Annotated in this window: 12 protein-coding genes; 10 read left to right on the plus strand and 2 right to left on the minus strand. The window is 59.7% G+C overall.

From position 1 onward, the window contains the following. Positions 1–238: 238 nt before the first annotated feature. From ACLH0H_RS10405 to ACLH0H_RS10440, 8 genes are all read left to right on the plus strand, one after another. Complete coding sequence (locus tag ACLH0H_RS10405) at positions 239–1,645, plus strand: OprD family porin (protein WP_411381932.1); 1,407 nt, start codon at positions 239–241, stop codon at positions 1,643–1,645. Positions 1,646–1,936: 291 nt separating this feature from the next. Next, positions 1,937–2,575: a peroxiredoxin gene (locus ACLH0H_RS10410; protein WP_411381933.1), complete on the plus strand. Its 639-nt coding sequence runs from the start codon at positions 1,937–1,939 to the stop codon at positions 2,573–2,575. Positions 2,576–2,892: 317 nt separating this feature from the next. Next, the gene (ssuE, locus tag ACLH0H_RS10415) at positions 2,893–3,486 is read left to right on the plus strand and encodes an NADPH-dependent FMN reductase (RefSeq protein WP_411381934.1); all 594 of its coding nucleotides are present in this window, start codon (positions 2,893–2,895) and stop codon (positions 3,484–3,486) included. 98 nt (positions 3,487–3,584) lie between these two features. Then, a complete protein-coding gene (locus ACLH0H_RS10420) occupies positions 3,585–4,556 on the plus strand; it encodes a sulfonate ABC transporter substrate-binding protein (RefSeq protein WP_411381935.1) in 972 nt (323 codons plus the stop codon). A 25-nt stretch (positions 4,557–4,581) separates the two neighbouring features. After that, a complete protein-coding gene (gene ssuD, locus ACLH0H_RS10425; RefSeq protein ID WP_411381936.1) occupies positions 4,582–5,730 on the plus strand; it encodes an FMNH2-dependent alkanesulfonate monooxygenase in 1,149 nt (382 codons plus the stop codon). A gap of 9 nt (positions 5,731–5,739) precedes the next feature. Then, positions 5,740–6,528 (plus strand): aliphatic sulfonate ABC transporter permease SsuC, encoded by a 789-nt coding sequence (ssuC, locus tag ACLH0H_RS10430; RefSeq protein ID WP_411381937.1) that lies wholly within the window; start codon positions 5,740–5,742, stop codon positions 6,526–6,528. Next, entirely contained in the window at positions 6,525–7,331 is an 807-nt protein-coding gene (gene ssuB / locus ACLH0H_RS10435; RefSeq protein ID WP_411381938.1) for an aliphatic sulfonates ABC transporter ATP-binding protein, read from the plus strand. Before ssuC ends, ssuB begins: the two co-directional genes overlap by 4 nt. Positions 7,332–7,349: 18 nt before the next feature. Then, positions 7,350–7,565, plus strand: a complete 216-nt coding sequence (locus tag ACLH0H_RS10440; RefSeq protein WP_003213899.1) for a molybdopterin-binding protein — start codon at positions 7,350–7,352, stop codon at positions 7,563–7,565. 335 nt (positions 7,566–7,900) lie between these two features. Here ACLH0H_RS10440 and ACLH0H_RS10445 read toward each other — a convergent pair whose 3' ends face one another. Together ACLH0H_RS10445 and ACLH0H_RS10450 are read right to left on the minus strand one after the other, a co-directional pair. After that, entirely contained in the window at positions 7,901–8,530 is a 630-nt protein-coding gene (locus tag ACLH0H_RS10445) for a TetR/AcrR family transcriptional regulator (protein WP_411381939.1), read from the minus strand. A gap of 218 nt (positions 8,531–8,748) precedes the next feature. Further along, positions 8,749–10,125, minus strand: a complete 1,377-nt coding sequence (locus ACLH0H_RS10450) for a glutamine synthetase family protein (RefSeq protein ID WP_003176781.1) — start codon at positions 10,123–10,125, stop codon at positions 8,749–8,751. A gap of 597 nt (positions 10,126–10,722) precedes the next feature. Between ACLH0H_RS10450 and ACLH0H_RS10455 the strand changes: the two genes are divergently transcribed. Both ACLH0H_RS10455 and ACLH0H_RS10460 read left to right on the plus strand, forming a co-directional pair. After that, positions 10,723–12,081 carry a glutamine synthetase family protein gene (locus ACLH0H_RS10455; protein ID WP_076951940.1) on the plus strand — a complete coding sequence of 453 codons (1,359 nt, stop codon included), beginning with the start codon at positions 10,723–10,725 and terminating at the stop codon, positions 12,079–12,081. 58 nt (positions 12,082–12,139) lie between these two features. Then, complete coding sequence (locus tag ACLH0H_RS10460) at positions 12,140–13,504, plus strand: aspartate aminotransferase family protein (RefSeq protein ID WP_411381940.1); 1,365 nt, start codon at positions 12,140–12,142, stop codon at positions 13,502–13,504. Positions 13,505–13,538: the final 34 nt, after the last annotated feature.

Here is a 13,538-nt window from a genome sequence, read left to right on the forward strand (position 1 = left end):
TCATAAAAATCCTTATTCCTAAAGGGTATGAAAAAGAAATAAACAATTCTTTTTGGGTGTATGAAAAACTCATTACCCTGCAGGGACCAAATCAACTGGGGTTAGACGAAGGTAGTAGACACACAAGGTTACGATTGACTTGGTAGTCACTATCCGGTGCTAATCGCGCATCTGTGGATCGAGGGCGTCAGACCCGAGACCAAAGAAATACAAAAATTAGAAACGAGAGGAGCGGTACATGAATAAGTCCACCTTGGCTTTGGCTGTAGCTTTGGGCGCAATCGCCCAGCAAGCAGGCGCTGCCGGTTTTATCGAAGATAGCAAGGCGACACTGGGGCTGCGTAACTTCTACATCAACACGGATAACCGTGACGACGCTACCAAAGCGGCCGGCGCGCAGAACAAGCAAGAAGAATGGGGCCAAGCCTTCGACCTGCGTTTCATCTCGGGTTACACCCAAGGTACTGTGGGCTTCGGTATTGACGCTATCGGCCTGCTGGGCGTGCGTCTGGATTCGGGCGGCGGCACCAACGGCGCTAGCGGCAAGACTGCTACCAACTACGGTTCTTACGGTGGCACGGTTTTCCCGAGCAAATCCAACGGCGAAGCTGTTGATAACTACTCCAGCCTGGGCCTGACCGCCAAAGCCAAGATTTCCCAGACCGAACTGAAATTGGGCACGTTGCAACCTAAGTTGCCCGTTATCGTGACCAACGACGGCCGTCTCCTACCGCAGACTTTCCAAGGTGGCCAGATCACTTCGGGCGACATCAAGGACCTGACGCTGGTTGCCGGTCAGATCGAAAAGGCCAAGGGTCGTAACTCCAGCAACGTTGAAAACCTGTCCATCGCGGGTGCCAACGGGCGTACTGCCTCTGGTCGCGACAGCAACAAGTTCTACTATGCTGGCGGTGACTACAAAATCACCAAAGACCTGACTGCCCAGTATTACTACGGCAATCTGGATCAGTTCTACAAGCAACACTTCCTGGGCCTGCTGCACAACTGGGCCATCGGTCCTGGCGTGTTGAAAACCGACTTGCGTTACTTCAACAGCCGCTCTGATGGTAACAACAGTAACGATGCCAACTACTTCACCAGCGGTGACTACGGCACTAACGCCGCGGGTAACAACATCACCAAAGGTAAAGTCGACAACAACCTGTACAGCGGCCTGTTCCTGTATTCGGTGGCAGGTCACACTTTCGGTGGTGGTTACCAGGTCAGCAATGGCGACAGTGACTTCCCGTTCTTGAACCAGGGCGATGGGGCGTCGGCTTACCTGACCACTGACTCGCAGATCTCCAAGTTTGCCCGTGCTGGTGAACGTACCTGGCAGGCTCGCTACGCCTACGACTTCGCCAAGATTGGCGTACCCGGCCTGACCGCTGGCGTCGTTTACCTGCGTGGCGACAACGTCGATACCCGCGGTGCCGTCGGTGCTACCACACCACAACGGACTGTGAACTCCAATGGCGCGAACGAGTGGGAGCGTGACATCACCGTTGCCTACGTCGTACCAGAAGGTCCACTGAAGAACGTTGGTGTTGCTTGGAAAAACGCAGTGTGGCGCAACGACATTGCTGGCCAGCGCAATCAGGACGAAAACCGTCTGATCGTCAGCTACTCGCTGCCACTGTTCTAGTAGCGTGATGCGGTTGTAACTGTATAAAACCTTGCCCGGTGCAACACCGGGCAAGGTGTCTTGCCTTCAAGTCGGGCTAAACCCCCGTAAGCCCTTCCCGAACCCCTCTGTGTACAGCGTCTCAAGGCCTTCTCAAACCTTGAAACCGATGGTGCGCCGCGCCTTTGCCTGCGTCCAATGAACAGATCTTTAATATTCGTTTATCGTCTAGATAAATCGATATTTATTCTTTTTAAATAATCCCCGTTGCATGCACAGTGGGCTCCATAAGCACTCATCAGGAGCCACACCATGAGCCTAAGACTGGGCGATATCGCCCCCGACTTCGAACAGGATTCCAGCGCCGGCAAGATTCGTTTCCACGAATGGCTGGGCGATAGCTGGGGTGTGTTGTTTTCCCACCCGGCAGACTTCACCCCGGTGTGCACCACCGAGCTTGGCTTCACCGCCAAGCTCAAGGACGAGTTCGCCAAGCGTGGCGTCAAGGCCATCGCGCTGTCAGTCGACCCGGTGGACTCGCACCACAAGTGGATCGAAGACATCAATGAAACCCAGCATACGGTGGTCAACTTCCCGATCCTGGCGGATGCCGACCGCAAGGTGTCCGACCTGTACGACCTGATCCACCCGAACGCCAGTGACACCCTCACCGTACGCTCCCTGTTCGTGATCGACCCGAACAAGAAGATCCGCCTGACCATCACCTATCCGGCCAGCACGGGCCGCAACTTCCACGAGATCCTGCGGGTGATCGATTCGTTGCAGCTGACCGACAACCACAAGGTCGCCACCCCCGCCAACTGGCAGGACGGCGATGAAGTGGTGATCGTGCCGTCGCTCAAGGATGAGGACGAGATCAAGCGACGCTTTCCGAAGGGGTATCGCGCCGTGAAGCCGTACCTGCGCCTCACCCCACAACCCAACCGTTAACACAGAACCCCTGTGGGAGCGGGCTTGTTCGCGAATGCGGTGGGCCAGTCGATACAGTTGTGACTGACCCAACGCATTCGCGAGCAAGCCCGCTCCCACAGGTTTGACCGCATTTCAATTCTCACAAAGCAGGGGTTTTCAGGCCGTTTTGACGGCCTTTTTTTTCGCCCGATGATTCACAGAACTTATATGCATTTAAAGAATAACCAAATGAAAAAATAAGATTTATAGATATATAAATCTGCTGATATGGTCTGTTCCATCTTGGCGCCATCGCCACACAGCGAACCGCCGACACCCGCTCAAGGAATTCCTGCATGTTGGTCGTAACACTTGGAGGCAGTCCCAGTCAGCGTTCCCGCTCCGGGGTGCTGCTGGAAAAAACCCGTCAGTGGTTGCAAGACAAAGGCGTAGAAGTGGTGAGTTACCAGATACGCGACTTTCCGGCTGAAGACCTGTTGCACGCGCGCTTCGACAGCCCCAAGGTCGTCGACCTGCTGCAACAGGTGGCGAACGCCGACGGCCTGGTGATCGCCACGCCGGTGTACAAGGCTTCGTTTTCCGGCGCACTGAAGACCGTGCTCGACCTGCTGCCCGAACGCGCCCTGGCCCACAAGATCGTGTTGCCGATGGCGACCGGTGGCAGCATCGCCCACATGCTGGCGGTGGACTACGCCTTGAAGCCGGTTCTGTCGGCGCTGAAAGCCCAGGAATTGCTCTACGGTATTTTTGCCGAAGACAGCCAGATCGCCTATGGCGAAGGCAGCGTCCAGGCGCAGCTGGTCCCGGTGCTCGAGCAGCGTTTGCACGAGGCATTGGAAACGCTCTACAGCGCCATGGCCCGCCGCCCGCAACCGCTGGACCCGAATGTGTTGAATGACCGTTTATTGACTGCTCGCTGGAGCATTTAAGCCTTACCCCGAAACCTGGAAAAACCCTCACCTTACTCAGCCGCCAACGGCCAAGCAGGTGCAGCCAAAACCCTCATCGCATTTTTGGAGAGAGCGCCATGCGCACTGTCATCTTGCGTCGTGGTCTGGTCGCACTGTTTGCTGCGGCTGTGTCCTTTGGCGCCATTGTTCAAGCTCAAGCGGCCGAGACCTTGCGTATCGGTTATCAGAAGTACGGCACGCTGGTGCTGCTCAAGGCCAAGGGCACCCTGGAAGAACGCCTGGCCGCGCAGGGCGTGAACGTGCAATGGACCGAATTTCCTGGCGGCCCGCAATTGCTCGAAGGCCTGAACGTCGGCTCCATCGACTTTGGCGTGACCGGCGAAACGCCGCCGGTCTTCGCCCAGGCGGCCGGTGCCGACCTGCTCTACGTCGCCTACGAGCCACCCGCGCCCACCAGCGAGGCGATCCTGGTGCCCAAGGATTCTCCGATCAAGTCCGTGGCCGAGCTCAAGGGCAAGAAAGTCGTGCTCAATAAAGGCTCCAACGTGCACTACCTGCTGGTGCGTGCGCTGGAAGACGCCGGCCTCAAATACACCGACGTGCAGACCGTGTTCCTGCCGCCCGCCGATGCGCGTGCCGCGTTCGAGCGTGGCAGCGTCGACGCCTGGGTCATCTGGGACCCGTACCAGGCTGCCGCCGAGAAACAACTGCAAGCGCGCACCCTGCGCGATGGCACGGGCATCGCCGATAACCATCAGTTCTACCTGGCAACCAAACCCTATGCGCAGCAGCACCCCGAAGTCATCCAGGCGCTGGTGGAAGAAGTGCGCGCCGTGGGCGAATGGGCCAAGGCCAACCCCGAACAAGTCACCGCGCAGGTAGCGCCGCTGCTGGGGCTGCCCGCCGATGTCACCTTGACCTCAATGAAGCGCCAAGGCTTCGGTGCGGTGTTCCTGACTCCGGAAGTGGTGGCCGCCCAGCAGAAAATCGCCGACACCTTCTACCAACTCAAATTGATCCCCAAGCCCTTGAGCATCAAGGACGTGATCTGGACACCGCCCGCCGCCGCCGTGGCTAAAGCGCCGTAATCCGACTTTTTCAGGAGACAACTCCATGAGCCTCAATATTTTCTGGTTCCTGCCTACTCACGGCGACGGCCATTACCTCGGCACCGCCGAAGGCGCTCGCGCCGTCGATCACGGTTACCTGCAGCAAGTGGCCCAGGCCGCCGACCGCCTGGGTTTCGGCGGGGTGCTGATCCCTACCGGGCGCTCCTGCGAAGACTCGTGGCTGGTGGCTGCGTCGCTGATCCCGGTGACCCAGCGTTTGAAATTCCTCGTCGCGCTGCGCCCCGGGATCATTTCCCCTACGGTGGCCGCGCGCCAGGCCGCGACCCTGGACCGGTTGTCCGGCGGCCGTGCGCTGTTCAACCTGGTCACCGGCGGCGACCCGGAAGAGTTGGCCGGCGACGGTTTGTTCCTCAACCATGAAGAACGCTACCAGGCCTCGGTGGAGTTCACCCGCATCTGGCGCCGCGTGCTCGAAGGCGAAACCGTGGACTACGACGGCGAGCACATCAGCGTCAAAGGCGCCAAGCTGCTCTACCCGCCGATCCAGCAACCGCGTCCGCCGCTCTACTTCGGCGGTTCCTCCGAAGCGGCCCAGGACCTGGCCGCCGAACAGGTTGAGATGGTGCTGACCTGGGGCGAGCCACCGGCCGCCGTCGCGGAAAAAATCGCCCAGGTGCGGGCCAAAGCCGCGAAGCTTGGGCGCACGGTGCGCTTCGGTATTCGCCTGCATGTGATCGTGCGCGAAACCAACGCCGAAGCCTGGCAAGCCGCCGACAAGCTGATCTCCCATGTGGACGATGAGACCATCGCCCGCGCCCAGGCGTCGTTGTCGCGCTTTGACTCGGTGGGCCAGCAACGCATGGCCGCCCTGCATGGCGGTAACCGCGACAACCTGGAAGTCAGCCCCAACCTGTGGGCCGGTGTCGGCCTGGTGCGCGGCGGTGCGGGTACCGCGCTGGTAGGCGATGGCCCAACCGTAGCGGCACGGGTCAATGAGTACGCGGCGCTGGGCATCGACACGTTTATTTTCTCCGGTTATCCACACCTGGAAGAGTCGTATCGGGTCGCCGAGCTGCTGTTCCCACACCTGGATGTCGAACGTCCCGAGTTGCCAAAGGGCGCTGGGTATGTGAGCCCGTTCGGCGAGATGGTGGCCAACGATATCCTTCCAAAAGCTGCGTCGCAGAGCTGAGGCAGCGCCATGAATGTTGAAAAACTAACCCATCGTGTGGCGCCCTGGGTCCTGCCGATTCTGCTGCTGGCGGTGTGGCAGTTGTCGGTGTCGGCGGGCTGGTTGTCGACACGCATCCTGCCGGCACCCAGTGCGGTGATTGAAGCGGGCGTCAACCTGATAGCCAGCGGTGAGATCTGGACGCACCTGGCCATCAGCGGCTGGCGCGCGGGCCTGGGTTTTGTGATCGGCGGCAGCATTGGCCTGGCCTTGGGTTTTATCACCGGCCTGTCGACGTGGGGCGAACGCCTGCTGGACAGCTCGGTGCAGATGATCCGCAACGTGCCGCACCTGGCGCTGATTCCCTTGGTGATCCTGTGGTTCGGCATCGACGAGACGGCGAAGATTTTCCTGGTCGCGCTCGGCACGCTGTTCCCGATTTACTTGAATACCTACCACGGCATCCGCAACGTCGACCCGGCGCTGGTGGAAATGTCGCGCAGTTATGGCTTGTCCGGCTTCAGCCTGTTCTGGCAAGTGATCCTGCCGGGCGCGCTGCCGTCGATCCTGGTGGGCGTGCGGTTTGCCCTGGGTTTCATGTGGCTGACGCTGATCGTGGCGGAAACCATCTCCGCCAGCTCGGGCATCGGTTACCTGGCGATGAACGCGCGTGAATTCCTGCAAACCGACGTGGTGGTGCTGGCCATTGTGATGTACGCCATCCTCGGCAAGCTCGCCGACCTGGCGGCGCGCGGCCTGGAACGTGTGTGGCTGCGCTGGCATCCGGCTTATCAAGGCAACAAAGGAGGTGCGGCATGACAGCTCAACAACCCCCGCGCCTGCTCAAGGGCATTCCCCTGGCGGTCCGCAAACTGCGCAAGGCCTTTGGCGCGCGCAAAGTGCTCAAGGACATCGACCTGCACATCCCTGCCGGCCAATTCGTGGCGGTGGTCGGGCGCAGCGGCTGCGGCAAAAGTACCTTGCTGCGCCTGCTGGCCGGCCTGGACAAAGCCAGCGGCGGTGAGCTGCTGGCCGGTTCCGCGCCGCTGGCCGAGGCGATCGCCGACACGCGGCTGATGTTCCAGGAGGCGCGCCTGCTGCCGTGGAAAAAGATCATCGATAACGTCGGCCTGGGCCTTAAAGGCAACTGGCGGCCTAAAGCCCTGGACGCCCTGGAAGCGGTCGGCCTGGCCGAGCGGGCCAATGAGTGGCCGGCGGCGCTGTCCGGTGGGCAGAAGCAACGCGTGGCCCTGGCCCGCGCCTTGATCCACCAACCGCGCCTGCTGTTGCTCGATGAGCCGTTGGGCGCGCTGGATGCCCTGACCCGTATCGAGATGCAGCAACTGATCGAAAACCTCTGGCGCAAGCACGGTTTCACCGTGTTGCTGGTGACCCACGACGTCAGCGAAGCGGTGGCCATTGCCGACCGCGTGATCCTGATCGAAGACGGCGAAATCGGCCTCGACCTGATCGTCGACCTGCCACGCCCACGGGCCCGCGGCTCGCACCGCCTGGCCGCGCTGGAAGCCGAAGTGCTCAACCGTGTGCTGTCTTTGCCCGGCACGCCGCCGGAACCTGAACCTGTTTCACCGCTGCCTACGCAATTGCGTTGGGCTCAATAACCCACACAGGAAAACGCCATGACTATCAAAGCCATCAACGTACGCAACCAGTTCAAGGGCACCATCAAGGAAATCGTCGAAGGCGACGTGCTGTCGGAAATCGATGTGCAGACTGCGTCCGGCATCGTCACGTCCGTGATCACTACCCGCTCGGTCAAGGAGCTGGAGCTGGTGATTGGCAGTGAGGTGATTGCCTTTGTGAAGTCCACCGAGGTGTCGATTGCCAAGTTGTGATTGGCGTTGCCCTTGAGGCCCACATCGCGGGCAAGCCCGGCTCCCACATTGACCGCATTTCAAAGGTGAAACTCGGTCAATGTGGGAGCTGGCTTGCCTGCGATGAGCATAGGTATCTAACACAACGTTCAAAGGTTGAAAAATCTCTCTGTAGTGAGCGGGCTTGTCCCGCGCTGGGCTGCGAAGCGGCCCCAAACCAGGCGACTTGGATTTATCTGGAACTCTGCGGAGTATTTATTGGGGCGGCTTCGCCACCCAGCGCGGGGCGAGCCCGCTCACTACGAAGATGTGTAGATACCTATGCTGCAATGAGGCCAGCCCAGACAGTACAAAACTCAGCGCTTAGGCAAATACGCCGGCAAATAAAGCCCCACATACGCATCAAACACCCGCATCCCTTCCTCCGCCATGCGCGGCGTGATCAGCCCATGCTGATGCACCGAGCGCGCATAGACGCGGTCGCTCAGCTCCAGCGCCAAAGCGAACACATCCACATCGCTCGGTAGCGTTGGCACTTCGAAGTGACGATTGAACACCTCCAGCATCAAATCCCCCAACTCCAGGTCATGCTGACGGTCGGCCTGGGTTACCTCGGTGAGGCCGTGCTGGGCCAGGATCAACTGGCGTGCGGCGGCGTCCTGGTCGTAGATGACGAGCATGCGCTGCTCGACGATGCAGGACAAATCGCGCCAGTGCTTGAGCGAATCATGCTCGATGGGCGCCTGGATGGCGGCGCGGAAGGCGGCGTGCACATCGGCGGTCAATGCTTCAAGGAGTGCCGGAACGCTGGCGAAAAAGTGATACACCGACGACGGCGGAATCTGCGCCCGCTCGGCCACGCTGTAGATCGACAAACTCGCCACGCCTTCGGTGGCCAGCAAGGTGCGGGCCGCGTCCAGGATCGCGTCGATCCGCGCCTGGCTGCGGGCGCGGGGTTTGCGAGGGGCGGCGGGGCGGGTGGTCATGGGCGTCTCCAACAAGGCAACGGGCATTGTATGAGCAGGAATCTGTGTTGTCTGCCAGGACGCCATCGCAGGCAAGCCAGCTCCCACATTTGATTTGTGAGTGCATTTAAGTGTGGGAGCTGGCTTGCCTGCGATGAAGCCACTGCGGTCTGCCGGAGAAACCCATAAAAAAACGCCGCTGACCCAAGTCAGCGGCGTTCCTCTACTGCTGCAACCGCTTACACGGTATGCAGGTACCAGTTGTACTCAAGGTCGGAGATGGAGTGTTCGAACTCCTCCAGCTCACTTTCCTTACAGGCCACAAAGATATCGATGTATTTAGGATCGATGTACTTGGCCATCACTTCGCTGTCGTCCAACTCGCGCAGTGCATCACGCAGGTTGTTCGGCAGGCTTTGTTCGTTCTGCTCGTAGCTGTTGCCTTCCACCGGTGCGCCAGGTTCGATCTTGTTGGTCAGACCGTGGTGCACGCCTGCCAGGACCGAGGCCATCAGCAGGTAAGGGTTGGCATCGGCGCCCGCCACGCGGTGTTCGATACGTACGGCATCGGACGAGCCGGTCGGTACGCGAATCGCCACGGTACGGTTATCCAGGCCCCAGCACGGCGAGTTCGGCACGTAGAACTGTGCGCCGAAACGACGGTAGGAGTTCACGTTAGGGCACAGGAACGCCATCTGGGCGGGCAGGGTCTCGAGCACACCGCCGATCGCGTGACGCAATGCGGCGTTCTGCTCGGGATCCTCGCTGGCAAAGATATTCTTGCCGTCCTTGTCCAGAATGGAGATGTGTACGTGCAAACCGTTGCCTGCCTGGCCCGGGTAAGGCTTGGCCATGAAGGTGGTATCCATCTCATGGTCGTAGGCGATGTTCTTGATCAGGCGCTTGAGCAGTACGGCGTAGTCGCAGGCCTTGATCGGGTCGGCCACGTGGTGCAGGTTCACTTCGAACTGCGCCGGGGCACTTTCCTTGACGATGGCGTCGGCCGGGATGCCTTGTTCCTTGGCGCCTTCCAGAATGTCCTGGAGGCAGTCGACGTATTCGTCGAGGTCGTCGATCAGGTAGACCTGTGTCGAGTGCGGGCGTTTACCCGAGATCGGCGAGCGCGGCGGTTGAGGGCGGCCGTTCACGTTCTCCTGGTCGATCAGGTAGAACTCAAGCTCGAAGGCAGCGCAGATGGTCAGGCCCATGTCGTCGAACTTGCTGACGACTTGGCGGAGCACTTCGCGCGGATCGGCGAAGAAGGGTTCACCTTCCAGTTCGTGCATGGTCATCAGCAGTTGCGCGGTAGGGCGCTTTTGCCAGGGCTCATTGCACAGGGTGTCGGGGATTGGATAACAGATTCGGTCAGCATCACCGATGTCCAGGCCCAGGCCGGTGCTTTCCACCGTCGAGCCGTTGATATCCAGGGCAAATAAAGAGGCAGGCAGGTTAATGCCCTTCTCGTAAACCTTGTGGAGGCTGGTGCGTTCGATGCGCTTGCCGCGCACCACACCATTCATATCCGCAATTAGAAGGTCTACGTACAGAACCTCAGGATGATCCTTAAGGAACGCGTTCGCTTCGTTAAGCTGAACGGCACGCGGGGGTACCGACATGATGCAACACCTTTGTTGTTAAAAATATCAATCATTGATCTTTTCTGGTTTCAGTCAACCCGAACGGCATGCCGAAGTCAAGCGAGGGCTTTTTTGCCCTAAAAAAGCGCCACGAAGGCTTTTTTGGGGCTTTTTGGGGCGGTTTTTTGGGTTTGAGGGGCTTGGGACTCGCAGGCTTGAGCGGCCCGTGTTGTATTTTTTACGGGGGTGTTGTGTAAAAAAATGAACAAGGCTAAGCTCGATTCAAACCCATAACAGCAATAATACCGGGGTGCTTCATGTTTCTCCTGCCGCCGCCTGGCGTCTTGGCCTGCTCCAGAGAGGCTGTGTCAACCGTTCATCCTTCCCGCGTAAATGCCCGCGCACCGGCCAATATTCTTGACGCCCGGGCCGACCTCTTTTTTACCTCCTCATTCTGCGCCGAACCGCCTGAGCCCACTACGCTGCTCAAAATTACGCACAACGTTGGCGTGAGGAATGCAACGTTGCAGCAAATGGCAGGTAAGCTCCTACCCTGAATGAAAAAACGACGCGGATGCTGCGTCAACCAACGCCTGGCCTTTAATGGATGCCAGGAAACCCAGCCCAGAGGCATTTATGAGTAACAACCTCGACCAGCTCACCGATTGGTTGAAAGACCACAAGATCACAGAAGTCGAATGCATGATTGGCGACCTTACCGGTATCACCCGGGGCAAGATCTCGCCGACCAACAAGTTCATCGCCGAAAAAGGCATGCGCCTGCCCGAGAGCGTTCTGTTGCAGACCGTGACCGGGGACTATGTCGAAGACGACATCTATTACGAATTGCTCGACCCGGCGGACATCGACATGATCTGCCGCCCCGACCAGAACGCGGTGTTCCTGGTGCCCTGGGCCATCGAACCGACCGCCCAGGTGATCCACGACACCTACGACAAGCAAGGCAACCCGATCGAGCTGTCGCCGCGCAACGTGCTCAAGAAAGTCCTCAAGCTCTACGCCGACCGCGGCTGGCAGCCCATCGTCGCACCGGAGATGGAGTTCTACCTGACCAAGCGCTGCGAAGACCCGGACTTCCCGCTGCAACCGCCGATTGGCCGTTCCGGTCGCCCGGAGACCGGTCGCCAATCCTTCTCTATAGAAGCGGCCAACGAATTCGACCCTTTGTTCGAAGACGTCTACGACTGGTGCGAACTGCAGGAGCTGGACCTCGACACCCTGATTCATGAAGACGGCACCGCGCAGATGGAAATCAACTTCCGTCACGGCGATGCCCTGTCCCTGGCCGACCAGATCCTGGTGTTCAAGCGCACCATGCGTGAAGCCGCGCTCAAGCACAACGTGGCCGCCACCTTCATGGCCAAGCCCATGACCGGCGAGCCTGGCAGCGCGATGCACTTGCACCAGAGCATCATCGACATCACCACCGGCAAGAACGTCTTCTCCAACGAAGACGGGAGCATGAGCCAGCTGTTCCTCAACCACATTGGCGGCCTGCAGAAATTCATTCCCGAATTGCTGCCGTTGTTCGCCCCCAACGTGAACTCATTCCGCCGCTTCCTGCCCGACACCTCGGCGCCGGTGAACGTGGAGTGGGGCGAAGAAAACCGCACTGTCGGCCTGCGCGTACCGGATGCCGGCCCGCAGAACCGCCGGGTGGAAAACCGCCTGCCGGGCGCCGACGCCAACCCCTACCTGGCGATTGCCGCCAGCCTGCTGTGCGGCTACATCGGCATGGTCGAAGGCCATAACCCGAGCGCGCCGGTGGTGGGTCGTGGTTACGAGCGCCGCAACCTGCGCCTGCCGTTGACCATCGAAGACGCTCTGGAGCGCATGGAAAACAGCAAGACCATCGAGAAATACCTGGGTCAGAAGTTCATCACAGGCTACGTCGCGGTCAAGCGGGCCGAGCATGAAAACTTCAAGCGCGTGATCAGTTCGTGGGAGCGGGAATTCCTGCTCTTCGCCGTCTGATGCGCCGGGCGCGCTGTGGGAACAGCGCGCCCTTCACTGAAAAGTCTAGGAGATTGGTATGTCCAGCAACAACCCGCAAACCCGTGAATGGCAAGCCTTGAGCAGCGATCACCACCTGGCGCCGTTCAGCGACTTCAAGCAATTGAAGGAGAAAGGTCCACGCATCATTACCAAAGCCCACGGCGTTTACCTGTGGGACAGCGAAGGCAACAAGATCCTCGACGGCATGGCCGGCCTGTGGTGCGTGGCGATCGGTTACGGTCGCGATGAACTGGCTGACGCCGCCGCCAAGCAGATGAAAGAACTGCCCTACTACAACCTGTTCTTCCAGACCGCTCACCCGCCGGTGCTGGAACTGGCCAAGGCCATTTCCGATATCGCGCCTGCCGGCATGAACCACGTGTTTTTCACCGGTTCCGGCTCCGAAGGCAACGACACTATGTTGCGCATGGTCCGCCACTACTGGGCGATCAAGGGCCAGCCCAACAAGAAAACCATCATCAGCCGCAAGAACGGCTACCACGGATCCACCGTGGCCGGCGCCAGCCTGGGCGGCATGACGTATATGCATGAGCAGGGCGACCTGCCGATCCCAGGCATCACCCACATCGCCCAGCCATACTGGTTTGGCGAAGGCGGCGATATGAGCCCTGAGGAATTCGGCATCTGGGCGGCCAACCAGTTGGAAGAGAAAATCCTCGAACTGGGCGTGGACAGCGTCGGTGCCTTTATTGCCGAGCCGATCCAGGGCGCCGGTGGCGTGATCGTTCCGCCTGCGACCTACTGGCCGCGCATCAAGGAAATCCTCGCCAAGTACGACATTCTGTTTGTCGCCGATGAAGTGATCTGCGGTTTCGGCCGCACCGGTGAGTGGTTCGGTAGCGATTTCTACGACCTCAAGCCCCACATGATGACCATCGCCAAGGGCCTGACCTCGGGTTACATCCCCATGGGTGGCCTGATCGTGCGCGATGAAGTGGTGGCCGTACTGAACGAAGGCGGTGATTTCAACCACGGCTTCACCTACTCCGGCCACCCGGTGGCCGCTGCGGTGGCGCTGGAAAACATCCGCATCATGCGCGACGAAAAGATCGTCAGCCGCGTTCGCGACGAAACGGCACCGTATTTGCAGAAGCGTCTGAGGGAACTGGCGGATCATCCGCTGGTGGGCGAAGTGCGCGGTGTGGGCATGCTCGGTGCGATCGAGCTGGTGCAGGACAAGGCCACGCGCAAGCGTTATGAAGGCAAAGGCGTGGGTATGATTTGCCGCAATTTCTGCTTCAATAACGGCCTGATCATGCGCGCGGTGGGCGACACCATGATCATTTCGCCGCCACTGGTGATCAGCAAGACCGAAATCGACGAGTTGGTGACCAAGGCGCGTACATGCCTGGACCTGACCTTGGCGGCATTGCAGGGCTAAGTGCTAGTCTGCGCCTGCGGCAAATAACGCAGGC

The organism is Pseudomonas sp. MPB26 (assembly GCF_046605355.1).
GTDB lineage: Bacteria > Pseudomonadota > Gammaproteobacteria > Pseudomonadales > Pseudomonadaceae > Aquipseudomonas > Aquipseudomonas cedrina.

Excerpts from the sequence above, each read along its gene's own strand:
- ACLH0H_RS10405 (WP_411381932.1), top strand. The coding sequence starts at position 239 with ATGAATAAGTCCACCTTGGCTTTGGCTGTAGCTTTGGGCGCAATCGCC.
- ACLH0H_RS10455 (WP_076951940.1), top strand. The coding sequence starts at position 10,723 with ATGAGTAACAACCTCGACCAGCTCACCGATTGGTTGAAAGACCACAAG.
- ssuC (WP_411381937.1), top strand. The coding sequence starts at position 5,740 with ATGAATGTTGAAAAACTAACCCATCGTGTGGCGCCCTGGGTCCTGCCG.
- ssuB (WP_411381938.1), top strand. The coding sequence starts at position 6,525 with ATGACAGCTCAACAACCCCCGCGCCTGCTCAAGGGCATTCCCCTGGCG.
- ACLH0H_RS10420 (WP_411381935.1), top strand. The coding sequence starts at position 3,585 with ATGCGCACTGTCATCTTGCGTCGTGGTCTGGTCGCACTGTTTGCTGCG.
- ACLH0H_RS10450 (WP_003176781.1), bottom strand. The coding sequence starts at position 10,125 with ATGTCGGTACCCCCGCGTGCCGTTCAGCTTAACGAAGCGAACGCGTTC.
- ACLH0H_RS10410 (WP_411381933.1), top strand. The coding sequence starts at position 1,937 with ATGAGCCTAAGACTGGGCGATATCGCCCCCGACTTCGAACAGGATTCC.
- ACLH0H_RS10445 (WP_411381939.1), bottom strand. The coding sequence starts at position 8,530 with ATGACCACCCGCCCCGCCGCCCCTCGCAAACCCCGCGCCCGCAGCCAG.
- ssuD (WP_411381936.1), top strand. The coding sequence starts at position 4,582 with ATGAGCCTCAATATTTTCTGGTTCCTGCCTACTCACGGCGACGGCCAT.
- ACLH0H_RS10440 (WP_003213899.1), top strand. The coding sequence starts at position 7,350 with ATGACTATCAAAGCCATCAACGTACGCAACCAGTTCAAGGGCACCATC.
- ACLH0H_RS10460 (WP_411381940.1), top strand. The coding sequence starts at position 12,140 with ATGTCCAGCAACAACCCGCAAACCCGTGAATGGCAAGCCTTGAGCAGC.
- ssuE (WP_411381934.1), top strand. The coding sequence starts at position 2,893 with ATGTTGGTCGTAACACTTGGAGGCAGTCCCAGTCAGCGTTCCCGCTCC.